The organism is Shimia abyssi (assembly GCF_003014475.1).
In the GTDB taxonomy this organism is placed as follows: Bacteria; Pseudomonadota; Alphaproteobacteria; order Rhodobacterales; family Rhodobacteraceae; genus Shimia; species Shimia abyssi.
On record NZ_PYGJ01000001.1, the window covers coordinates 594692 to 618618 of the forward strand.

Consider the following 23927-nt stretch of genomic DNA (forward strand, 5'->3'; position numbering starts at 1 on the left):
GACCAGTCCAATTACACATATTTGGTTGATTTACCCACAAGAAACGCACATGCAGAGTGGCGCGGTCTATGGAACGTGATCAAAAGCTGATTTGCGATACAATCCGCGCCGGTTCAATAGGAACCGTATCACCATCAGGCAACTTGATAGATTCAGGCACTCTTCGTCCAAGTTGTTTGTTAAGTGCGGCCTCAACTTCTGCGCGGTGTTGATCGGTGACCCGTTGAGGGGCGCAAACGCCACTGGCGTTCCATTTGGACAGCGAAATTGGCCCTGCTACCGCGCCGGCGATGACCTTGGGGGCCACGTCGTCTGGCCGTACCCGTCGCTCAGCAATCAGGGTTTGCAACGCCTCGGAAATAATCTCGGCGCTTTCTTCAAATGGCATTCCCTCGACACCCTGCTCAATTGGTGTTGCCATACCGTCCGTCAGACAATGACGCGCCACAAACAGCCAGTCATGAACCATATAGGCTGGTGCATAGCCCCATGGCGACAACCCGCGAAACAGTTGGCCGGGTTTGGGAATAGATCCGCCGTCCGTATACATCATTTCCGGTGCAATCACATCGAGCGTGCCTGCGGGGTTGTTTCGTTCAAACACCAAAGGCGCACCCGGCGCAGGAACAAACACAAACCGCCCGTCGCCCTCGGTATCGCTGCCTTCTCCGACCCACATGACAAAGAGCGAGCCGCTAAAGCGCCCTACAGGTGCATTGTCATAATCGACCGTACCACAACCGGCCAAGACCGCGAGACACATGAGAAAAACATACCGAACCATCAAGACACTTTGCCCTGACACCCGCCGTCGAACAAGGGTGAACATACGGTTTGTACGACACACGGCTGCTAATGCGGTGCAACCGGCCAAATTGCATCCAAATCCCGCAACCCCACCCGGATCAGCTCTTCGAGAACGTGCAAATCTACATCCGCCAGTTTATTCACGTAAAGGCAACTGCGCCCCAACTTGTGCTTGCCCAAACGGGCAAGAATTTCTCCGTAATCCTGATAGCCCGGCATAATATAGATCGAGAGATTCGCCTTGCGCGGGCTGAAACCTGTGGCCAGAAAATCGCCCTCACGACCGGTTTCATAGCGGTAGTGATACCGCCCAAAACCAATAATCGTTGGGCCCCACATCACGGCGTCAAACCCTGTGACACCTGTAAAAAGATCTAGCAAAACAAACCCGTCCTCGCGCCTGCGCGCTGGGTTCACACTACTAATAAAGTCGCGCGGATTGATGTCTGTCGGGGCCGTCTTGTTCTGGGTCATTATTCCACTCCAACTCAATTCCGCGTGAAAAAGCAATCCAATCCTCGCTTTTCTACGTAAACTTGGTGCACTGTCAAAAATATCGATATTTACAGCACCAACAGGAGACCCCCTATGCTGAAAGCTCCCGCACTAAACCGTCGCCACATGCTTATGGGCGCAGCCGCCCTGCCACTGGCCGCCGCAACCGCCAAAACCGCGTCAGCCGCCGCCGAGATGAAGGGCGTTGGAATGACCCGCTTCAACCGCATGAAGCTGGGTGATTTTGAAGTAACAACGCTGCTGGTGGGTACGCGCACTGTCGAAGCGCCGCACAGCATTTTTGGAAAGAATGTCAGCCAGACCGAATTTGCTGCCGTTTCAGAAGCGGCCAATATCCCGTCCGACGCGGCACAGTTCTTTTTCACACCAACCGTGGTCAACACCGGGTCCGAGCTGGTTTTGTTTGACACCGGCCTCAGCCCGGATGCCATGACCGCTGCATTGACGGCGGCGGGATATTCCAATGACCAGATCGACACCGTAGTGGTTACGCACATGCATGGCGACCACATCGGCGGCGTTGCTGGGGATGCGGGCGTGACCTTTGCCGGTGCGCGCCATGTCACCGGCGCAACCGAGTTTGACGCGTGGGACAAAAGCGGCAAGAACAAAGCGTTTGAAGCCAAGGTGCGCCCGCATGCGGACAAGTTCGACATGATCGATCCGGGCGCGTCCGTGGCTTCGGGGATCACGGCGGTTGAGGCTTTTGGCCACACACCGGGTCATATGGCCTACATGATTGAAAGCAATGGTAAGCAGCTTGTCATCGCGGCGGACTTTGCCAACCACTATGTGTATTCGCTGTCACATCCCGATTGGGAGGTTAAATTCGACATGGACAAGGCCGCCGCGGCCGCGACCCGCAAAAAGATGCTGGGCATGATGTCCGCCGACAAGATCCCGTTTGTGGGCTATCACATGCCTTGGCCCGGTGTTGGATATGTCGAAAACCACGATGGCGCGTTCAAATATGCGCCGGCGTCTTATCAGCTGATGCTTGGGTAATCGCCTACTAACCGACTAACAGCCCGCGCGCGTCAGAGATACAGCGCGCGGGCAATCACGAAAAAGATCAGCACGCCAAAGACATCGTTGGTTGTCGTAATAAAGATTCCTGTGGCCACCGCTGGATCAAGTTTGATGGCGCGCAGAACGAATGGGATCGCGGCGCCAACCGTACCGGCGATCATTGTCACCAACATCAATGCCACCAGAATCGTCAGCGCCAACCACACCGGGTTTGCGATCGACAAAAACTGCCCCGCGATCAATACCAGAGTACCCGTGACTGCCCCGATACTGAGCCCATTAAGCGCAGCACCGGACAATTCGCGCACCATCCGCGCGCCAAAGTCGCCGCGCCATTCTACGCCCGATGTGATGGCCTGAACCGACACGGTGCTCGCCTGAATACCGGCATTTCCGGCAGTGGCCATCACCACGGGGATAAAGCTGGCCAGAACTGCGGCCTGTGCCAGCGCGTCTTCGTAAGCGCCGATCACCACGGCGGCAAACCCTGCGCCGCCCAAGCCACCAAGCAGCCACGGCAAACGACGCCTGAGGATCGTGAGCGGGCTGTCAAACTGGGTTGAGGCGGGCGAGACGCCCCCCAATTTAAGGATATCTTCTTCGGCCTCATCGCGTCGGATATCAGCCAGCTCGCGCGGGGCAATTCCGCCGACAAGACGACCGGCGCGGTCAGTGACGCCCAGCATGTTGAGTTCTTCCCGCTCTGCCATTTTCAACACGTCTTCGCGATCAGTTTCTGCGTTAACCAACACGACATCATCATGCACGAGCTTGATCAGGGGGGTCTCCGCCTCAGCCACCAGAATTTCGCGAAACCGCAAGCGCCCCAATGGGCGGCGCGCGTTGTCAACGACAAACATCATGTCGATCTTGTCGATTTCGGTGCTACGGGCGCGAATGTCTGCAATCAGCTGGCCTACGGTCCAGTCGACCGGCACGGCCAGCACGCCCAGACGCATGACATTGGCCACGCTGTCCTCACGTTGTGCCAACACGGCGCGGATGTCGTCGGCGTCGTCACGTGCGCCGATCAGCTCATCCGCAAAGCGGCGCGGCAGGCCCACAAGCGTGTCGACCGCCTCGTCCAAGGGCATTTGAGCGATCAGACCCCGAAATGTGGTGATTGAGGACGGGCTGAAAAGGGCCGCGTGCAGATCATCATCCAGTTCGACCAGCACCTTTAGTCCAAGCGGGTCCGGCAACCACTGAAACAGCTTTCGCGCACGTGGCAGGCGCAGCCCGATCAGGCATTCCAGAATGTCCTGCGTGGCCCAGTCGGACATAAGCGCAATCACATCGTCTTTTGCATCTATGTCGATCATGCGCCCGATTTCGCGCATTAGGGCTTTGTCCTGTCCGGCGGTCTGGTCCATATCGATGTCCGATCCCTGAAAAACACGGCCTCCGGGGCCATTGGCGCCCTTGGGACGCACATTAGCGGATGACCGCGATCGGACAAGACTTCACATTGGGGATAACAAGGGGGCCAGCCCCCCGCCGCCTTTGGCGACTCCCCCCGGGATATTTCAGGGCGATAGGAAGGGGCGAAGAAAGCCCGCAAGGGCTTGAGGAGCATTGCCCCTTTTTCGACCGGTCAGCTGGGATCCCGGAAGCGGTTTACGATCGGATATCGGCGATCCATCCAGAACGCCTTTTTGCTGAGCCGCGCGCCAGGAGCGGACTGGAACCTTTTGTATTCACTGATGTAAACCAGATGCTCCACCCGTTTGACGATGTCGCGATCATACCCGGCGGCAACACATTCTGCGACAGAGCGTTCTTCGTCGACCAGCATCAAGAGGATCGCATCGAGCACGTCATAGGGCGGCAGGCTGTCTTCGTCTTTCTGGTCGGGGCGCAGTTCGGCACTGGGGGGTTTGTCAATGATCGATACCGGGATCGCCTCGCCCGCAGGGCCCATCATCCAGTCGCGATGGACCGCATTGCGCCAGCGCGAGGTTTCAAAAACGCGTGTTTTGTACATATCCTTGATCGGGTTATAGCCGCCCGCCATATCGCCGTAAATCGTGGCATAGCCCACGGCCACTTCGGATTTATTGCCAGTGGTCAGCAGCATCTCGCCAAATTTGTTGGACATGGCCATTAACAGCAAGCCGCGCAGGCGCGATTGGATGTTCTCTTCGGTCAGACCCGGCTCGGTCCCTGCAAATAACGGTGCGAGTGTGTTGGTGATGGCTGTGCGCCCCTCGGCGATTGGGACAAAGTCGTAGCGGCAACCCAGCCGCTCGGCGATGTCCTTGGCGTCGTCCAGCGACCCTTGGGAGGTATATTCGCTGGGCAGCATCACACAGCGCACGTTTTCAGCGCCCAGCGCGTCGACGGCAATGGTGGCCACCAGCGCCGAATCGATGCCGCCGGACAGGCCCAGAAGTACCTTTTGAAAGCCTGCTTTGCGCATGTAGTCGCGCAGAGCCTCGACACAGACGCGGTAGTCCTGCTCTTCGCCTGCAGGCAAGAGTGCTTTTTCATCCTCATCACAGCGCCAGCCACGGTCGGTGCGGGTGAATGTGACATGCACAATCGCTTCGTCAAAGACCGGCAGTTGCATGGCCAGCTCTCCGCCCGGGTTGAGCACAAACGAGCCGCCGTCAAACACCTGATCGTCCTGACCGCCCACCATGTTGAGATAGACCAGCGGCAGGCCGGTTTCGACAACACGGGCGACCATATGGTTCATGCGACGATCAAATTTATCGCGGTAGTAGGGCGAACCGTTGGGCACCACCAGGATTTCGGCGCCGGTCTCTTCTAGGGTTTCGGGCACATCTTCGAACCAAGCGTCTTCGCAAATGGGCGAGCCAATGCGCACGCCGTTCACGTCATATGGCCCCCCCAGCGGGCCCTGATCAAAAAGGCGCACCTCGTCAAAGACGGTGTAGTTGGGCAAATGGTGCTTGAGCTGACGGTGCACAATCTTGCCTCCGCGCAGCACGTAATAAGCGTTATAGAGCTTGCCATCATAGGCGTATGGGCCTCCAACGGTGACCACAGGGCCGTCGGCGCAGTCAACGGCCAGTTGGGTAATCACATCCATCGCCGCCTGTTGCAGAGCGGGTTTCAGGATCAAATCCTGCGCATTGTAGCCAACGATGAACATCTCCGGAAAGGCCACCATGTCAGACCCGGCGGCCTTGGCCTCGGCCCAGGTGCTGCGGACCATGGCCGCATTGCCATACAGATCGCCCATCGTTGGGTTGGCTTGTGCCAGTGTCAGACGGAAAGTATCAGCCATTACAGCCTCCGAAATCATCGCTTATGGCGCAGATTTAACAGACCCAGCGGCAGACAAAAGCGCAATCGCGCAAAACCCGTTGCCCAGCGATGTCCGTTGCCGTAGAATTTCGCAAAAAGCCGGAGACCGGCAATGGGCATGCATGGGAATAAAAACATGAACAGAACTCAGGCACTTACCACAGCGATCCTGTTTGCCGGCGCCACTTTGGCCGCCCCCGCAATGGCACAGGACGGCCAGGTTCTGACCAAACAATATGACGATGGCGGTGTATATGAGGGCACCTTTAAAGGCGGTTTGCAGCATGGCACGGGTACGTATCGGCTGCCCAATGGATATGAATATGCCGGTGCGTGGGTGGATGGAGAGATCAAAGGCCTGGGCATGGCGCGATTCCCCAATGGTTCGGTCTATGAAGGGGTATTTGCCAAGGGCAAGCCGCATGGCATTGGTAAAATTACGTTTACTGACGGCGGAACCTATGAGGGCGAATGGTCTGAAGGAAAGATCACCGGCGCGGGTGTTGCGATTTATGCCAATGGGGTTCGTTATGAGGGTGGATTTCTGAATGCGATGCATCACGGCAAGGGCGTGATGCTGTCACCGGGCGGCTACCGATATGAAGGCGACTGGCTGAATGGTGTCAAAGAAGGTCTGGGCAAGATCACCTATGCGGACGGTACAGTCTATGACGGTCAGATCGTGGCGGGAGAGCGCGAAGGCGAAGGCAACCTGACTATGCCGGACGGGCTTGTTTATGCGGGCATGTGGCGCGCTGGTCAGATTGACGGCGAAGGCACGCTGACACAGCCAAACGGCGATGTTTATATCGGTGCGCTTGTTGGTGGGCAACGGCAGGGATTTGGCCGCGTGACCTATGCCAACGGCGATATTTACGAGGGTAACTTTGAAGCAGACCAGCGCCACGGCGACGGCAATTTCATTGGCTTGGACGGGTATCAGTATACTGGCAACTGGGTGAACGGACATATCGAAGGTAATGGTCAGGTGACCTATCCTGACGGGTCGATCTATGTGGGCCAGTTCAAGGACGATCTGGCGGACGGCAAGGGTTTGATCACTTACACGGACGGGTCGACTTATGAGGGTGACTGGAAAAACGGTGTGATCGACGGCGTGGGCAAGGCGATCTATGCCAATGGGCTGGTCTATGAGGGTGAATTCGTAAATGCCCGCAACCATGGTCAGGGTGTGATGACCTATTCGGATGGCTACCGCTATGAAGGCGCGTGGGTTGACGGCCAGCGCCACGGCATGGGCGTTGCGACATATGCTGACGGAACAGTTTATACTGGGCAATTCATCAACGGTCAGCGCGATGGGACCGGCGAAATCGTCATGCCCGATGGGTTCAAATACGCAGGCGAATGGAACGCGGGCGAGATCGACGGGGTTGGCGTGGCGACCTACGCCAATGGCGATATCTACGAGGGCACGTTTCGCGCCGGCAAACGGCAGGGCGAAGGCACGATGCGCTATGCCGGCGGTCAGGTGGACAGTGGGAACTGGAACGACGGCACACTTCAGAACTGACGCCGCAACAGCAGGATAACGTTCGTAGGTCGGACAAGTTTGTCCGACCTACCTACCACTCCACGCGCGCGCCTGAATAGTCAAAGAACCCGCCCGTGTCAGACGCTTTCAAACCATTCACAACATCCAGCAAATTCCCGGCCGCCTCTTCGGGTGTGTTTTTGGCATGACAGGGGTATCCGGCTGTAAAGGGTGTTAATACCGTGCCTGGATGCAGCGCCACGCACATTGCCTTGCGATGTGTGCGTGCAATCTCGATTGATGCGGTGCGCACAATCTGGTTCAGCGCCGCTTTGGAGGCGCGATAGGAATACCACCCACCTGCCCGATTGTCCCCGATCGAGCCCACCCGAGCGGACAGTACCGCAAAGATCGACCGCCCTTTGCGCGGCAACAGGCGTTTGGCATGGCGCAGCACTAGCGCCGGACCAATGGCATTTACCGCGAACTGCGCCGCCATCTCTTCGGCGCTGACATCGCGCAGCGCCTTTTCTGGCCCCGACCGCGTTGACGTCAACGCGCCGCTGGCCACAAACACAAGATCGAACACATCTTTTAGCGCGCCCAGCTGCGCCTCAACGCTTGCTGGTTCCGTCACATCGAACCCATCCCGACGTGACATCCCGCGCACCTTCACGCCGCGCTGGCGCAACGTTGCCGCCAGCGCCGCCCCGATACCGCCTGTATCGCCAATCACCAATGCCCGTTCCATCTCAGTCTCCCACACGCCTTTCAACGCATACAGCGTTACCCGGCACAGTGGATCACTTTCCCCCTTTTCATTTGTTGCCCCCCATGTATAAATCGCGCTCATGATCAGCCAGCACCATATCGCCCTTTCTATTTCGCGCACCCGCGCGGCGATTCCTGCTGGCCTGTTGCTTCTCCTAGCCCGCCTCTGAGCGTGCCATCCCTTGGCGCGACCGCTCAGAGGATGCCATTCGCGCGCCGGCACTTGGAGAACATAAAAAAGAGATCCCGACATGACCAAACCTGATCAAGACCGCGTTGTCATTTTTGACACGACCCTGCGCGACGGCGAGCAAAGCCCCGGCGCCACGATGACCCATGATGAAAAGCTGGAAATCGCCGCCATGCTGGACGAGATGGGCGTCGACATTATCGAGGCCGGGTTTCCCATCGCCTCGGAAGGTGATTTTCGCGCTGTTTCCGAGATTGCGCAGAATGCCGTCAACAGCCGCATCTGTGGCCTTGCCCGCGCCAACATAACCGATATCGACCGCTGCTGGGAGGCCGTGAAACACGCCGACCTCAACCGCATTCACACCTTCATCGGCACTTCGCCCCTGCACCGCGCCATTCCGAACCTGACCAAGGACGAAATGGCCGACAAGATCCATGAAACCGTGACACATGCCCGCAATCTCTGCGAAAATGTGCAGTGGTCACCCATGGATGCAACGCGCACCGAATGGGATTATCTGTGCCGCGTGGTCGAGATTGCCATCAAAGCAGGCGCATCCACCATCAACATCCCCGACACGGTTGGCTATACAGCTCCTGCCGAAAGCGCGGACCTGATAAAACGGTTGATCGAGGCGGTGCCCGGCGCGGATGAAGTGATTTTTGCCACCCATTGTCACAATGATCTTGGCATGGCGACAGCAAACTCACTGGCCGCTGTGGCCGGTGGAGCGCGCCAGATTGAATGCACCATCAACGGACTTGGCGAACGCGCCGGGAATACCGCGTTGGAAGAAGTCGTCATGGCCATGAAAGTGCGCAATGACATCATGCCGTGGAACACCGGCATCGACACAACCAAGCTCATGGCGATTTCGCGCCGCGTGGCCACGGTTGCGGGTTTTCCGGTACAGTTCAATAAGGCCATCGTAGGTAAAAACGCCTTTGCCCACGAAAGCGGAATCCATCAGGATGGCATGCTCAAGAACCCTGAAAACTTCGAGATTATGCGCCCCGAAGACGTGGGCCTTTCGGGCACATCTTTGCCGCTTGGCAAACATTCGGGCCGTGCAGCTTTGCGCGACAAGCTTGAGAACCTGGGCTTTGAGGTGGGCGACAACCAGCTCAAGGACATTTTTGTGCGTTTCAAAGAGCTGGCCGATCGCAAGAAAGAGGTGTTTGACGACGATATCGTCGCGTTGATGCGCCTTGGTGAAGATGGCGAAAATGACGCACTGCAACTGGTGTCCATGAAAGTGGTTTGCGGCACCGGCGGCCCGGCTGAGTCCACTGTGGAGATGGAGATTGACGGCAAAGACGTTTCCGCGACAGCCCAAGGCGACGGCCCGGTGGATGCCACGTTTAAGGCCATCCGCGAACTGCACCCCAACGCAGCGCGTTTGCAGCTGTATCAGGTGCACGCCGTGACGGAAGGTACCGATGCGCAGGCCACGGTTTCGGTCCGTCTGGAAGAAGACGGGGTCATCGCCACCGGTGAATCGGCCAATACCGATACGGTTGTTGCTTCGGCCAAAGCCTATGTTCACGCGCTGAACCGTCTTCTGGTGCGTCGTACCAAAATGGGCGAGGGCGCAGACGCGCGCGAGATTTCCTACAAAGATATGGCTTAACCCGCGCATCACCTAAAGCAGCGCAGGCAATGCGCTCGTAAAATCGAAAAGACCGCCCGTGGCACATCTCACGGGCGGTCTTTTTTATTGTGGCAGATATTCCAAATTAGTTGGCATCTCTTCCCAAGGCAGACCTACGGCGCCCCCCCATATTTGAAACACGAGAGGCCGAATTGGAATTTGGTCAATCTCGAGCGACCCAAAGATCGGTCGCATCGGTATTCAACTTGAGGGGCAACGCAATGACCACACGTAGCGATTTGAACACATACGTAAACGCAACAATGGATCGCGAGCAAATCGATCCAGATGGAAACACTAACAAACGTTTCGACACCAAGACCAAAATCGAAGAAGACGCCAATAACAATGACTCTTTTCTGGGCTCCAATCTGAACGACTATGTTAGCACGGGCATCGGAAACGACTATGTGCGCACGCGCAAAGGGGACGATCACGTCGCAGCCGGCGACGGAAACGACGTGGTCAAGCTGGGCCGCGGAGACGACGAGGCCAATGGCGGCGACGGCCGTGACTTCCTGATGGGTGGCCGGGGTAATGACCGGCTCGGCGGCGGTGCCGGTGATGATTACTTTGGCGCTGTGAATGGCTCCAATCTCGTCTCGACCGGTGACGGACATGACACGATTGTATTGACTTATCGTCAATCCAAGATGGAAGCACGTGACGGCAACGCAACGGCCGACGACTGGGCCGGAGGCTCCGATGCCTACACGACTGTGACTGACTTTACCGTCGGTGAAGACGTCCTTCACATGACCGGCCTCAATGAGGGCAAAGCCCCTGAGAAACTGTTGTTTGACGTGTCCAAGAAAGGCACCATGATCACCGATCAGGACGGCAATGCCATAGTCTATCTACGCGACGTTCAAGTCGAGGACGCCGAAGCCTTCATCGCTGACAGCATGGATTTTGGAAAATTCGACTGGAAAGGCACTCAATTGCGCCTGCTGAGCGAAGGTGAAGACGCACCTGGCAAGATCAAGGATGACGGGTCGATGAAGAATGTCGACTTCAAGGACAAGGTCAGCGACTACGGTGTTTTCGACTATGGTGAAAATGACCTGAACCCAGCGGGCCGCGGTGGTCAGTCCTTTTTCTACGGTTCCGACGGATCCCTGTCACAAGAAGCTCGCGCGGTGATTTCTGGCTCGACTCTGAGTGAAGGCGAAGTGGAAGAATTCGTATTTGCCCTGCTCGACGACAAGGCCGGAGTCCAGCAGTTTGGCGCAGAGGCTGACGAGATTGTCGTGACACAACTAGAAGCGGAACAGCTGACCTTTGAGGTGAACAACGGCAACACCAGCCTCAGTCCTCAAGGTGCGACAGACACTGTTGTTTTGCGCGGTGAAGTGGTTGAAGACGCGATCCGCAACTGGGAAGCGACAACCGGATTAGACAGCGACTCGTTCGTTTTCTAAGGGTCAAATACCAAAGCATAAGGCGCCCCGTTCACAGGGCGCCTTTTTTTATCAGCCACACGGTTGGATTAGCCGTTATTGCGCAATTGCCGCGCGCGCGCTGGCCAACCCATCCTGATCCCGCATGGTGCAGCAAATGCTGACCAGCGTGCGAGGTTTCGAGTAATCCCAAGGCCGGCCACGGTGCAGAACCGCGCGTTGATCCCAGATCAACACATCGCCCACTTGCCATTTATGGGCGTAAACAAATGCATCTTGAGTGCAATACGCCATGAGCTCGTTGAGAAGCGCATCCCCGTCTTCGGGGCTCATCCCTTCGACCTCATAGACATGGCTCGCGATAAACAACCCCTCGCGGCCATTCACCGGGTTTGGCCAAACTGCTGGCCAACGCTGTGCTTCCCAGCGTGTGAAGTCAGACTGACGGGCCAACTCCGCCGAAACACGCTCACGCGAACGGATAAAGTTATGCCCCAGCACGCGCCCCTGAATACGGTTGCGCAATGCGTCCGGCATCTCGGCCCATGCCGCGCGGGTCGAGGCCAGCTCGGTTTCGCCCCCCTGTTCGGTCACGACTTTGGCCGTCAGGATATTGCATAGCGCCGGGTTCGGAAGAAACGTGCTATCGATGTGCCAAAGTTGGTTGGCCTTTAGGTTCAACGTGTGCAGATCCATCTCACCGGTCACGCCGCCATCGGCTGTTTCGTTGCTGACGGGCCGCACGGGCGGAGTTTCACCGGGTTTGCGTTTTTCGGGTTCGCGGTCCTCGATCGGGCCAAACATCTGGGCAAGCTTTTGATGGGCTTCCGGTTTCAGGTCTTGGGCGCGGAACAATAGCGCCGAGTGCTCATCGAATAGTTCGCGCAGCTGCTGAAACGAAGTGTCATTGATGACCGAGAGGTCGAGGTCATGAACCTCAACCCCAAACCTGTCTGTCAGAGGGGAAGTTTGAAAACTGGTCATTGTGTCGTTCATGGAAAGTGTCCTGTTCGTTGAATAGCTTGCAGTTAGAAAAACACATTCACCACTCTCAATAAACTTGCATAACGCGTATCCGCTTCATACCTTGAAGCTATGCAATCCAAATTCAGACGCATACAGACGCTATTGACGCCATTACGCGTTTTCGAGGCTGCGGCGCGTGCTGAAAGCTTTACGAAAGCTGCCAATGAACTAGGAATGCGTCAGCCCAGCGTCAGCCGTCACATCGCCAATCTCGAGGCGGATTTGGGTGTGGCGCTATTTGAGCGCAACCACAACAACCCAACTTTGACTCGGGCCGGACGCGATCTGGCGCATGCCACCGATCTGGGACTGACCCATATTCAAACGGCCGTTGAGAACGTGGCGGCAACGCCGCGGCGCGCCGGATTGACGCTGGCGTGCAGTTTCAGCTTCGCGCATGGCTGGTTACTGCCTCGGTTCTCCGATTTGCGACGCGCCACCGGACAGGCACCGATCCATCTTGTAGTGTCCTATTGGCTCGAAGACCTTAAGCGGGACGATGTCGACCTTGTTGTGAACTGGCGTAGCAGGGACGGCACCGACTGGCCTAGCATTGGATTATTTGACGAGGTCGTCTATCCCGTTTGTGCCCCAAACTATCTGCGCCAACATCCTCATCTGGCCCAAGCCGAGGGCGATCCAAACGCAATCCTTTCCGGCGATCTGCTACACTATGCCGAACGCGAGCATGAGTTTGTGGGTTGGGAGCACTGGTTTGCGCACTTGGGGCAATCGACGCCACCGGATGCCGCCGCGTACCGGCATTCCAACTATCATTTCATGATACAGGCGGCGATGGATGGCGAGGGTGTCGCGCTGGGATGGCATCATTTGGTGGCTGATCAAATCGCCGCCGGGCGACTCAGTCGTATTGGCCCGGCGCTACATTATCGGGACGCGGCATATTCGTTGGAATACCGCCCCGATCTGGACGAATCTGACCTTCGAGATTCAGTGCTCGACTGGTTTCGCGCTGAGGCTGACGCATTGCCGACAGTGGACAAATGATGCGCAATTGACTGCGCTCAGGGTCAGCCCGTCAGCGCGGCGAACTTGTCCGAGAGCCATTTGGCTTCGCTTTCCAAACCAAATGGCGCATTTAGCACAAACATGCCAGATCCGATCATACGGTGCCCTTCGCGCGCGGCGGGGAAATGCACCTCATGGCGTAGTGTCTTGGGCAGCGCTTGGTTTTCCAGCGCCGTCAGCATCGCCGCGTGTGCGCCATCCGCCAAAATCGGATACCACAACGCAATAACGCCCACGTTCCATTTGCGATGCAGCTTGGCGATAAAGCCCGGAATCGTTTTGTAGTCGGTCTTGATTTCATAACTCGGATCAATCAGCAGCACGCCGCGGCGAGGGGTAGGTGGACACACCGCCATCGCCATTTCAAACCCGTCCTGACGATGCACTTTGGCCCCGCTGCCACGCATCGCGCCGGTCAAGGCAGCGCCTTCTTGGGGATGCAGCTCGGCGAGATGCAGATTGTCCTGGGGGCGCAAAAGCTCAGCCGCAAGCGCAGGAGAACCGGGATAAGCGGTCGCACCAAATTTCGCACGCACGGCTCTAAGTGATCGAGAATAAGGGTGATCCGCGCCAAACCATGTTTCGGCAACCCCAATCCCGGCCTCTGCCTCGCCGGTCTTGACCGCCTCATCCGCGTCCAGATGATACAACCCACGTCCGGCATGGGTTTCCAGATAGCTCATTGGCTTTGGTTTGGCCGTCATATAGGCCAGCATCCAGCTGAGCAGCGCGTGTTTCTGCACATCGGCCAGATTGCCCGCGTGATAAATGTGCTGATAGCTCAACATGTTCCGCCCCTGTTTTACCCCCCTCTCATGTCCGCTTTTGCCTTGGGATTGCAAGCGCCTTGCCCTGACAACGGGCAAAGCGCCCGCAACAAGGCAAAACGCGGCGGATTCATGCGCATTAGCCCCGCCTTGGGTCTTTCACAAACAGGATGCACTCCATATAAGAAGGTCGGCCCGCGCCAGCAGAGTCGCGGGCCTTTTTGCGAATCTCTGGGGACGAAACACACATGCTGGGAAATCTGGGCGGCCTGTTCACATCTGATATGGCCATCGACCTTGGGACCGCGAACACGCTGGTCTATGTCAAGGGCAAGGGCGTGATCCTCAGCGAGCCGTCGGTGGTCGCATATCACGTCAAAGATGGCGTGAAAAAGGTTCTGGCCGTAGGCGAAGACGCCAAACTGATGCTGGGCCGCACACCCGGCAGCATCGAGGCGATCCGCCCGATGCGCGACGGTGTGATTGCTGATTTTGACACCGCCGAAGAGATGATCAAGCACTTTATCCGTAAAGTCCACAAGCGCTCGACCTTTTCCAAACCCAAGATCATTGTCTGTGTCCCACATGGTGCAACACCCGTGGAAAAACGCGCAATTCGTCAATCGGTTCTCTCGGCCGGCGCGCGCCGCGCGGGCCTGATTGCAGAACCCATCGCCGCGGCCATTGGCGCAGGCATGCCCATCACCGACCCCACCGGCAACATGGTTGTCGATATCGGCGGCGGAACCACCGAAGTTGCAGTTCTGAGCCTTGGCGACATCGTGTATGCGCGTTCTGTGCGTGTCGGTGGTGACCGTATGGACGAGGCCATCATCAACTACCTGCGCCGCCAGCAAAACCTGCTGGTCGGAGAGAGCACTGCCGAGCGTATCAAAACCTCGATCGGCACTGCACGTATGCCCGACGATGGCCGTGGTCAGTCGATGCAGATCCGGGGTCGCGACCTGTTGAATGGCGTCCCGAAGGAAACTGAAATCAGTCAGGCTCAGGTGGCCGAAGCTCTTGCCGAGCCTGTACAACAGATCTGCGAAGCGGTGATGACCGCGCTTGAGGCAACGCCTCCCGATCTGGCAGCTGACATTGTCGACCGGGGCGTGATGCTGACTGGCGGAGGCGCGCTGTTGGGCGATCTGGACCTTGCATTGCGTGAGCAGACCGGGTTGGCTGTGTCGATTGCCGACGAAAGCCTGAACTGTGTGGCCATGGGCACCGGCAAGGCGCTGGAATACGAAAAACAGCTGCGCCACGCCATCGACTACGACAGCTGATCCCGGTTCTCTCGCGCCTGTGTTTGGCGTGGGCCGGGTGGCCATGCTAGATGTAACACGCGCTTTCAGTATCAGGGGGCAAAGTGGCCAAAGACCGGACACAGGGTGAAGATTATGCAGGCCCGATCAAACGGTTGTTTGTCGGGATTCTGGTCTTGTGTCTGCTGGCCTTTTTCCTTGTCTGGCGCATCGACAGCCCGCGCGTGGAACGGTTCCGCGCACAGGTGACGGACAAGGTTGTTCCCAACTTTGACTGGGCCATGGCGCCAGTCACGGGGGCCGTAAACCTGATGCGGGACTTTCAGAGTTACAACCGGATTGTCGAGCAAAACCAAGAGCTTCGCCGAGAACTGCAACAGATGAAAGCGTGGAAAGAGGCGGCGCTGCAACTGGAACAGGAAAACGCACGGCTGCTTGATCTGAACAACGTGCGGCTCGATCCGCGCCTAACATATATTACCGGTGTTGTGCTGGCCGATAGCGGCTCGCCTTTTCGTCAATCCGTGCTTTTGAACATTGGCGCGCGCGACGGCGTGGTGGACGGCTGGGCGACCATGGATGGAATCGGCCTGGTCGGGCGCATTTCCGGTGTCGGGCAGTCAACCGCGCGGGTGATCCTGTTGACCGACAGTTCCAGCCGCGTCCCCGCGCTGATCCAACCATCAGGGCAGACTGCACTTATCGTGGGCGACAACTCGGTCGCGCCGCATGTGGATTTCCTTGAGAACGCCGATCTTGTGCGTCCGGGCGACCGGGTGGTGACGTCTGGCGATGGCGATGTGTTTCCCGGCGGATTGTTGATTGGTCAGGTTGCCACTGATCCGGGCGGGCGACTGCGTGTGCGTCTGTCGGCAGATTACGAACGGCTCGAATTTCTGCGTGTGCTGCGGCACCATGGGCAGAAAAAGGTAACCACGCCCGGTGCGGTTGTCACCCCGGACCAGACTGCGAACGCTGTGGAAAACAGCGATGGCTAGTGGTGTGATCTCTCATAAGTGGTTGATGCGCATCGCGTTTGTCATCACCTGTCTGGTCATCCTGTTCCTTCAGCTTTTGCCGCTGGAAACCACACCGCGCCGCTGGGCGGGTCCGGATTTACTGATCGTGCTGACCGTGGCCTGGGCCGGACGCCAGCCGAAATACACACCGCCCATTGTCGTCGCGCTAGTGTTTCTGCTAGCTGATTTGCTGCTGATGCGTCCGCCGGGCATGCTGGCCGCTGTGATGGTGATCGCAGTCGAAGTCCAGCGCCATCGCGCCCCGTCGCAACGCGCCGCAACATTCCTTGCGGAATGGGCCTATGCCGCGGCGCTGATGGTGGCGATTGCCCTGGCGTATCGCGTTGGTTTAACACTCTTTTTTGTGGAGCGCGCCTCTCTCGGACTGACGCTGATGCAGGTGATTATGAATGTCATGATCTATCCGTTTATCGTGTTGCTGTCGGCGGGCATATTCGGTGTGCGCCGCAGCGCGGTGCGTGACACCGGAATGGGGGCCACCGCATGAGGAAGTCGCCCGCAGAAGTTGGCGAAAGCCACACCCGCTTGACCCGCCGCGCCTTGTTGCTGGGCGGGGCTCAGCTGGCCTTTGTCGGCGCGCTGGGTCTCAGGATGCGGCATCTTCAGGTGGATCAGGCGGATCAGTTTCGCCTGCTGGCCGAGGAAAATCGCATCAATATCCGCCTGATTCCGCCCGCACGGGGGGAGCTTTTTGATCGCAACGGCGTGGTTCTGGCACGCAACGAACCCTCATACCGCATTACCATGGTGCGCGAAGATGCGGGCGACGTTGACGACGTGATCTCGCGCCTTGCCACCCTTGTCGAGCTGGACCCCGACGACCTTGATCGCGCCATGACCGAGATGCGCCGCTCGCCCCCGTTCCTGCCAATTACTGTGGCCGACCGAGTGAGCTGGGAAGAAATGAGCCGGGTGGCAGTCAACGCCCCCGCCCTGCCCGGCATTACGCCCGAGGTTGGATTGTCGCGCTACTACCCACTACGCGGAGATTTGGCGCATGTGATTGGCTATGTCGGCCCAATTTCAGACTATGACCTCTCAAAAATCGAAAACCCGGATCAGCTTTTGCGCATTCCAAGGTTCCAGATCGGCAAGGTGGGTCTGGAAGGCAAAATGGAAAACAATTTGCGCGGTAAGGCGGGAACCAAACGGGTGGAAGTCAATGCCGTGGGTCGTGTCATGCGCGAGCTGGACCGGCGCGAGGGCCAGCCCGGCGATGACGTGCAGTTGACGATAGATCAACAGCTGCAATCCTATACGCAGGCCCGTTTGGGCAATGAAAGCGCGGCGGCGGTGATCATGGATTGCCAGAGCGGCGATTTGCTGGCGATTGCGTCCTCTCCGACGTTTGATCCGAACCTGTTTGTCGAAGGTATCTCGGTGCCCGCTTATCGTGCGCTGACAGAAAACGATCACCGCCCGCTGGCGGCCAAGTCGGTGCAGGGCACTTACCCCCCCGGATCAACGTTCAAAATGATCACAGCATTGGCCGCGCTGAAAGAAGGGCTGTTCAGCCCCGATGATACTGTCTGGTGCCCCGGACATCTTGAGGTGTCAAACCGGCGATTTCACTGCTGGAAACGCGGCGGGCACGGCCATGTCGGGCTGACTCAGGCACTGCGCGAGAGTTGTGATGTGTATTTCTACCAACTGGCGTTGGAGGTGGGGATCGACAAGATTTCGGCCATGTCCACCAAGCTGGGCCTTGGCATCCGTCACGATTTGCCCATGTCAGGTGTGGCCAAGGGGCTGAACCCGACGCGCGACTGGAAAGCGCAGGTGCGTGGCGAATCCTGGGTGATTGGCGATACAGCAAACGCATCAATTGGTCAGGGATTTGTTTTGGCGTCACCCATGCAGCTGGCGGTGATGACTGCCAGGCTGGCCTCGGGGCTGGAGCTGCAACCGCGATTGGTCAAATCGGTCAATGGTGTGGAACAGGCTGGCGCGGCGCCACAGACGCTCGACATCAACCCAACCCATTTGGATCAGGTGCGGCGTGGTATGTATGCGGTGTCAAACCACCGCCGCGGCACTGCCTATGGCAGCCGTATCATCGCCGACGAATACCGCCTTGCGGGCAAGACCGGCACCAGCCAGGTGCGCAACATCACCGCCGCCGAGCGCGCGCGGGGGGTGACCCGCAACGAAGACTTGCCGTGGAACCGACGTGACCATGCGCTGTTTGTGAATTTTGCGCCCTATGACACTCCACGCGTTGCGGTGTCGGTTGTGGTTGAACATGGCGGCGGTGGTTCCAAAGCCGCAGCGCCCATTGCGCGCGACATCACACTTCAGGCGCTTTATGGCGGCACGCCGCCTCTTTCAGCGTACCCGTCCAAGGATCGTGCCAAGATTGAAGAACAGCAGGAAGAGCTGGACCGTCTGGTGCCAGAGCGCGAAATCACGCGCCGGAACCGGGCGTAGCGGAGGGGTGCATGAGTTATCTAGAGTATAACGCCAAATATGTTCCAACCGGGCTGCGCAAGGTGTTTTACCTTAACTGGCCTCTGGTGTTGTTGCTCACGGCTGTGACGGGTGTTGGCTTTCTGATGCTGTATTCCGTGGCGGGCGGATCGTTCAGTCCCTGGGCTGAACCACAGATGAAACGTTATGTGCTGGGTCTTGCGCTTATGCTGCTTGTGGCGGTTGTCCCGATCTGGTTCTGGCGATCCGTGTCAGGTGCGGCCTATATCGCGACGTTGCTATTGCTGGTGCTGGTTGAAATCATGGGCAGTGTGGGCATGGGGGCGCAACGTTGGATCGACCTAGGTTTCATGCGGCTACAGCCATCAGAGTTGATGAAAATCACCCTCGTTATGTGTCTTGCGGCCTATTATGACTGGCTACCGGCCAAACGCACGTCGCACCCGATCTGGGTGCTGATCCCGGTGTTTCTGATCCTTTTGCCGACGGCTTTGGTACTACGTCAGCCGGATCTTGGCACTTCGATCCTGTTGGTGACGGGTGGGGCAATGGTGATGTTCCTGGCTGGTGTGCACTGGGCGTATTTTACAGCCGTAATCGGACTGGCGGTTGGCACCGTCTTTGCAGTGTTTCAATCACGCGGCACGACGTGGCAATTGCTCAAGGATTACCAGTATCGCCGGATCGACACGTTTCTGGATCCGTCCTCAGACCCGCTGGGCGCGGGTTATCACATCACGCAGTCAAAGATTGCGCTTGGTTCAGGTGGCTGGACCGGGCGGGGATTTATGCAAGGCACGCAATCGCGGCTGAACTTTCTGCCTGAGAAGCACACCGATTTTATCTTTACGACTCTGGCCGAAGAATTTGGTTTTATCGGCGCGATATCGCTGCTCGCGCTTTATGCGCTGATCATCCTGTTTTGCATCAGTTCAGCATTGCTGAACAAGGACAGGTATTCATCGCTGTTGACGCTTGGGATTGCCGGGGCATTGTTTCTGTTCTTTGCCGTGAACATGTCGATGGTGATGGGGCTAGCCCCGGTGGTTGGGGTGCCCTTGCCGCTGGTCAGCTATGGTGGGTCGGCCATGTTGGTACTGATGATCGCCTTTGGACTGGTCCAAAGCGCACATGTGCATCGGCCTCGGTAATGCTCCCGCCAAGCAGTCTTGCATCAAGGATGCAAGCCGCCTGTTGGGCGTGGCTCGGCTGCGCCGAGCCTGAGATACCGCTCTGGATCGCGAGATGTACCTCTTGCCAAGGGGCGACGGCTGTGAACTGTGTGTCACAAATTCGAGCCAAAGGAGCCTTTACCTTATGATCAACGCCCTGTTTGCCGCCCATCCCGACCGTTGGGAAAAATATGCCCCCGCCTTGAAGGATGCGTTTGACACGCTTGGGTTAAAGGTCGATCTGCGCCAAGATCACGCACCGGACATTGTAGACTACATTGTCTATGCACCAAACAGCACGCTTCGGGATTTCACGCCTTATACGCGCTGCAAAGCAGTGCTGAACCTCTGGGCCGGGGTTGAAGGGATTGTTGACAACGTAACGTTGACCCTGCCGCTGGCTCGCATGGTCGATCCGGGCATGACACGCGGTATGGTCGAATGGGTGACAGGCCACACCATGCGCCACCATCTGGGTATGGATCGCAACATCACGCAGCAGAATGGCACTTGGGAACCGCATGTCCCGCCCTTGGCCGCCGATCGGGGTGTGACAATCCTAGGGATGGGTCAGCTTGGCATGGCATGTGCGCGTGCGCTGTCAGGGCTTGGGTTTCCAGTCACCGGGTGGAGCCGTACACCCAAAGAGGCAGAAGGGATCACATGTCTGCATGGTAGCGACGGGCTGAAGCAGGCGCTTGGTACGGCTGAGATCCTGATCCTGCTCTTGCCCAATACACCGGCCACAGAGAACACGCTGAATGCCACGCGGTTGGCAATGCTGCCCAAGGGCGCCTTTGTTATCAACCCGGGGCGTGGGCCGTTGATCGACGACGACGCCTTGTTGGCGGCCCTTGATCGCGGAGACATCGCCCACGCCACGCTAGACGTGTTCCGGGTCGAGCCTTTGCCGGTGGATCATCCATACTGGGCGCATCCGCGGGTGACAGTGACGCCGCACATTGCCTCTGAAACTCGGGTGAAAACGGCCAGTCAGGTGATCGCTGAAAACATCCAGCGCGGCGAAGCAGGAAACGCCTTTCTGCATGTCGTTGATCGCAAAGCCGGATATTGACCCGACATCAGTCGGGTACAGGCGGAAGCACGAACTCTTAATCTGACTTAGTGCAAAATAGGCGGTTTGTTGGGGTCGCGCCCCGGTGCAATTGGTTTGTATTCCGCAGGCTGCACCTGCTCGGGCAGATCAAATCGCAGTCCGGCGCGGGCCAGATGGGCGGCAACCGGATCGGTGGCGGCAAAGAACCCAACATCCAGCGCGGCGGCTTCGATGCCAGAAAAAGTCAGCGCTTCGTTGACAGCTTTGGCCAGTGCATTTTGTGCAGCGGGCACAGCTTCGACAAAACCCAGCATGTGCGATGTGGCGCCATTTTCATAAGTGACGCCAACCAGATAAGCATATTTGGCAAGCCCAGCGGCGGTGGCGAGCTTCGTATCCAACGCCGTCAACAGAACTTCGGGCAGGCCAGCGGGTGCTGTGAAGGCACTGATATGCGCTTCGACTTCGTCAGGTGCGTCTTGTAGCGTTTCTGAGAGCCACGCCACCGCCTCGGGCGGGATCAGAATGGCGCTGGGGGCCACTTCGGGATTGACGGCCAGACCAATGCCCTGACCTGACAGCATAGTTGCAATCACACGCCCGGACAAAGCGGCATAAGGTGCAACTCGCCCGACAAATTGCGACAGACGCTCCTCTGTATCAAACACCAGCACAAATGAAGCGTCTGACGTTTCGAAAATCTCGGGCGAAATTCGGTCGTTTTCAGGTTCCTTGTCCAGCAGCATGAACAACTCGCCATCCGCGAGACGTTCGTAAAACCGCAGGCGCGCCGCGTCATCACCAGCTGAGTCCATCTCTGCGTGGGCTTTATCCAGCGGCGTCGCAGGATGAAGTGTCGGGTCGCTCATGTCAGAACCTCTTTGATCCGTGCCCGCAGTACAGGCAATAGGTCAGCCTCGAACCACGGGTTTTTCTTGAGCCAAGCCGTATTGCGCCAGGACGGATGTGGCAAGGGAAAGACACGAGGCGCATGGTCGCGCCAGGTGCGCACGGTGTCGGTGACGCCTGCCTTGCTGCCCAAGTGCCATTTCTGAGCGTAGCGGCCCACGACGAGCGTCAAATCGACATCACCCAGTTCAGCCATAACCTTGTTACGCCACGTACGCGCGCAAATCGGTGGCGGCGGCAGATCGCTGCCCTTGGCGTTGTAGCCTGGAAAGCAGAACGCCATGGGCAGGATTGCCACACGGTCCTGATTGTAAAATGTCGCTGTGTCCACGCCCATCCAGTCGCGCAATCGGTCGCCCGAGGGGTCTGTAAAGGGTCGGCCGCTTTCATGCACACGTGCGCCTGGCGCTTGTCCAACAATCATCAGACGAGCGGAAGGGCGAAACCAGATGACGGGACGCGGAGAGTGGGTGGTCGCAGTGGCGGCAAAGCGTTCAGCACAAAGGGTGCAGGCGCGAATGTCATCTGTGAGAGTCATTCGGATAATATAGGTGTCGTCTCCACGAATAGAACCGTTCCGTAGGTCGGACAAATTTGTCCGACCTACCAAAAGATCACATTATTTCGATGTTTTTCGAAATAATATCTTGTGAAACTCATTTATTTCTATATTTCTAGAAATATGAAAAATACCGACCCCACAGATATCTCCCTCGAGATCGCCGCCTCCACCTTTGCCGCACTTGGCTCGGAACAACGCTTGTCAGTGCTGCGTTGCCTTGTGCGTGCCGGCGAAGACGGCCTTTCGATCGGAGAACTGGGCAAGCGCACCGGCGTGACCGGTTCGACACTGACCCATCACATGAAGATCCTCGCCCAAGCCGGGCTGGTGACTCAGGAAAAACAAGGACGGTCGATCATCTGCGCCGCCGTCGCCTATGACGCGGTGCGCCAGCTATCGACCTTCCTGCTCGAGGAATGCTGCGCCGACAGCGCGGATCCGAATAAGGACCATGATCATGGCTGATACCACACACTCCCCGGCCCCTTTGGGCACACGGCTGGCACGCACCGACAAGGCATGGGGCGCACTTGTCCTGATCCTTGTGGTGGTTGCTGTATTGGATACTCAACAGCTCTGGCCGACAATCACCTTTGCCAGTGGCGCTTTGCTGCATACCGGGCCTTTCATCCTGTTTGCGGTGTTTGCCATTGGCTATCTCAAGGCCACGGGTGCCGAAACTATTCTGGCCAAAGCGTTTGAAGGGCGTGAAACCCGTATGATCCTGCTCGCTGCCCTGCTTGGTGGGTTGTCCCCCTTCTGCTCTTGCGAGGTTATTCCATTTATCGCGGCCTTGCTCGCCGTAGGCGCACCGCTTTCTGCGGTCATGGCATTCTGGCTCGCATCCCCCCTTATGGATCCGGCGATGTTTGCCATTACGTCCGGCACGCTTGGATACGATTTTGCCATTGCCAAGGCAGCCTCGGCTATCGGTCTTGGCTTGCTCGGCGGCTATGGCACAATGCTCTTGAAATCCACGCCGGTGTTTGCAAACCCATTGCGCGAAAAGCCACAGGTTGGCAGCTGTTGCGGTACAAAGAAACCCTTTTCGGGCCGCCCTGTCTGGAAATTCTGGGCCGAAGCCGAGCGGCGCGAAACATTTCGTGACACCACGATCGAAAATGGTCTCTTCCTGTTGAAATGGCTGGCACTGGCCTATGTCATCGAAGCGTTGATGATCCACTATGTGCCTGCAGAATGGATTGCGTCGATCCTGGGCGGCGACGGCTTTCAGCCAATCCTGTTGGGGGCATTGGTTGGGGCTCCGGCCTATCTCAACGGGTATGCAGCCGTGCCGCTTGTGGCCGGACTGCTGGAACAGGGCATGTCCAATGGTGCAGCCATGAGCTTTGTCATCGCGGGCGGAGTAAGCTGTATACCCGCAGCAATTGCCGTCTGGGCACTGGTCAAACCGCGCGTGTTCTTTGCCTATCTCAGCTTTGCCATGATGGGCGCCTTGATCGCTGGTTCGGTCTGGCAGGCCATCTCCTGACCCACGGCCGCAACACCCGTTGCCAAAAGGGCGCGAACAGTCA

Annotated in this window: 22 protein-coding genes; 13 read left to right on the top strand and 9 right to left on the bottom strand. The window is 57.8% G+C overall.

The features are described from left to right. Nucleotides 1-79: 79 nt before the first annotated feature. Nucleotides 80-784, bottom strand: coding sequence for a hypothetical protein (locus CLV88_RS02885; protein WP_106606838.1), 705 nt, complete (start codon nt 782-784; stop codon nt 80-82). Between the two features lie 68 nt (nt 785-852). Beyond that, nucleotides 853-1281 (bottom strand): DUF1801 domain-containing protein, encoded by a 429-nt coding sequence (locus CLV88_RS02890; protein ID WP_106606839.1) that lies wholly within the window; start codon nt 1279-1281, stop codon nt 853-855. Nucleotides 1282-1395: 114 nt separating this feature from the next. On the opposite strand from CLV88_RS02890, the gene CLV88_RS02895 reads away from it, so the two are divergent. Continuing rightward, nucleotides 1396-2328, top strand: coding sequence for an MBL fold metallo-hydrolase (locus CLV88_RS02895; RefSeq protein ID WP_106606840.1), 933 nt, complete (start codon nt 1396-1398; stop codon nt 2326-2328). Nucleotides 2329-2360: 32 nt separating this feature from the next. Here CLV88_RS02895 and CLV88_RS02900 read toward each other — a convergent pair whose 3' ends face one another. After that, complete coding sequence (locus tag CLV88_RS02900; protein WP_165798790.1) at nt 2361-3725, bottom strand: magnesium transporter; 1365 nt, start codon at nt 3723-3725, stop codon at nt 2361-2363. Nucleotides 3726-3946: 221 nt separating this feature from the next. Then, nucleotides 3947-5605, bottom strand: coding sequence for an NAD+ synthase (locus CLV88_RS02905; protein ID WP_106606842.1), 1659 nt, complete (start codon nt 5603-5605; stop codon nt 3947-3949). Nucleotides 5606-5761: 156 nt separating this feature from the next. Here CLV88_RS02905 and CLV88_RS02910 point away from each other — a divergent pair, with 156 nt between their 5' ends. After that, nucleotides 5762-7159 carry an MORN repeat-containing protein gene (locus CLV88_RS02910; protein WP_106607079.1) on the top strand — a complete coding sequence of 466 codons (1398 nt, stop codon included), beginning with the start codon at nt 5762-5764 and terminating at the stop codon, nt 7157-7159. A gap of 52 nt (nt 7160-7211) precedes the next feature. Here CLV88_RS02910 and CLV88_RS02915 read toward each other — a convergent pair whose 3' ends face one another. Continuing rightward, the gene (locus CLV88_RS02915) at nt 7212-7871 is read right to left on the bottom strand and encodes an SDR family oxidoreductase (protein ID WP_106607080.1); all 660 of its coding nucleotides are present in this window, start codon (nt 7869-7871) and stop codon (nt 7212-7214) included. Nucleotides 7872-8142: 271 nt separating this feature from the next. Here CLV88_RS02915 and CLV88_RS02920 point away from each other — a divergent pair, with 271 nt between their 5' ends. Next, complete coding sequence (locus tag CLV88_RS02920; protein ID WP_106606843.1) at nt 8143-9714, top strand: 2-isopropylmalate synthase; 1572 nt, start codon at nt 8143-8145, stop codon at nt 9712-9714. Nucleotides 9715-9956: 242 nt separating this feature from the next. Next, nucleotides 9957-11156 (top strand): calcium-binding protein, encoded by a 1200-nt coding sequence (locus tag CLV88_RS02925; RefSeq protein ID WP_106606844.1) that lies wholly within the window; start codon nt 9957-9959, stop codon nt 11154-11156. A 75-nt stretch (nt 11157-11231) separates the two neighbouring features. Here CLV88_RS02925 and CLV88_RS02930 read toward each other — a convergent pair whose 3' ends face one another. After that, on the bottom strand, nt 11232-12131 hold the full coding sequence (locus CLV88_RS02930; protein ID WP_243403549.1) for a TauD/TfdA dioxygenase family protein: 900 nt from the start codon (nt 12129-12131) through the stop codon (nt 11232-11234). Nucleotides 12132-12230: 99 nt separating this feature from the next. Between CLV88_RS02930 and CLV88_RS02935 the strand changes: the two genes are divergently transcribed. Next, entirely contained in the window at nt 12231-13169 is a 939-nt protein-coding gene (locus CLV88_RS02935; protein ID WP_106606845.1) for a LysR family transcriptional regulator, read from the top strand. Between the two features lie 23 nt (nt 13170-13192). On the opposite strand, the gene CLV88_RS02940 is transcribed toward CLV88_RS02935, so the two are convergent. Continuing rightward, nucleotides 13193-13978: a 23S rRNA (adenine(2030)-N(6))-methyltransferase RlmJ gene (locus CLV88_RS02940; protein ID WP_106606846.1), complete on the bottom strand. Its 786-nt coding sequence runs from the start codon at nt 13976-13978 to the stop codon at nt 13193-13195. Nucleotides 13979-14205: 227 nt separating this feature from the next. Between CLV88_RS02940 and CLV88_RS02945 the strand changes: the two genes are divergently transcribed. From CLV88_RS02945 to CLV88_RS02970, 6 genes are all read left to right on the top strand, one after another. Beyond that, nucleotides 14206-15246: a rod shape-determining protein gene (locus CLV88_RS02945; protein WP_093090085.1), complete on the top strand. Its 1041-nt coding sequence runs from the start codon at nt 14206-14208 to the stop codon at nt 15244-15246. Nucleotides 15247-15329: 83 nt separating this feature from the next. Beyond that, a complete protein-coding gene (mreC, locus tag CLV88_RS02950) occupies nt 15330-16223 on the top strand; it encodes a rod shape-determining protein MreC (RefSeq protein WP_106606847.1) in 894 nt (297 codons plus the stop codon). Then, entirely contained in the window at nt 16216-16752 is a 537-nt protein-coding gene (locus tag CLV88_RS02955; protein ID WP_106606848.1) for a rod shape-determining protein MreD, read from the top strand. Before mreC ends, CLV88_RS02955 begins: the two co-directional genes overlap by 8 nt. Then, complete coding sequence (gene mrdA / locus CLV88_RS02960) at nt 16749-18692, top strand: penicillin-binding protein 2 (RefSeq protein ID WP_106606849.1); 1944 nt, start codon at nt 16749-16751, stop codon at nt 18690-18692. The genes CLV88_RS02955 and mrdA overlap by 4 nt, the downstream gene beginning before the upstream one ends. An 11-nt stretch (nt 18693-18703) precedes the next feature. Next, on the top strand, nt 18704-19843 hold the full coding sequence (rodA, locus tag CLV88_RS02965; RefSeq protein ID WP_106606850.1) for a rod shape-determining protein RodA: 1140 nt from the start codon (nt 18704-18706) through the stop codon (nt 19841-19843). Nucleotides 19844-20009: 166 nt separating this feature from the next. Then, entirely contained in the window at nt 20010-20939 is a 930-nt protein-coding gene (locus tag CLV88_RS02970; RefSeq protein ID WP_106606851.1) for a 2-hydroxyacid dehydrogenase, read from the top strand. Between the two features lie 47 nt (nt 20940-20986). On the opposite strand, the gene CLV88_RS02975 is transcribed toward CLV88_RS02970, so the two are convergent. Together CLV88_RS02975 and CLV88_RS02980 are read right to left on the bottom strand one after the other, a co-directional pair. After that, nucleotides 20987-21790, bottom strand: coding sequence for an SseB family protein (locus CLV88_RS02975; protein WP_106606852.1), 804 nt, complete (start codon nt 21788-21790; stop codon nt 20987-20989). Further along, nucleotides 21787-22368, bottom strand: coding sequence for a uracil-DNA glycosylase family protein (locus CLV88_RS02980; RefSeq protein ID WP_106606853.1), 582 nt, complete (start codon nt 22366-22368; stop codon nt 21787-21789). The genes CLV88_RS02975 and CLV88_RS02980 overlap by 4 nt, the downstream gene beginning before the upstream one ends. A gap of 144 nt (nt 22369-22512) precedes the next feature. Between CLV88_RS02980 and CLV88_RS02985 the strand changes: the two genes are divergently transcribed. After that, a complete protein-coding gene (locus tag CLV88_RS02985) occupies nt 22513-22857 on the top strand; it encodes an ArsR/SmtB family transcription factor (protein WP_106606854.1) in 345 nt (114 codons plus the stop codon). Beyond that, nucleotides 22850-23884 (top strand): permease, encoded by a 1035-nt coding sequence (locus tag CLV88_RS02990; protein ID WP_106606855.1) that lies wholly within the window; start codon nt 22850-22852, stop codon nt 23882-23884. The genes CLV88_RS02985 and CLV88_RS02990 overlap by 8 nt, the downstream gene beginning before the upstream one ends. Nucleotides 23885-23927 lie beyond the last annotated feature (43 nt).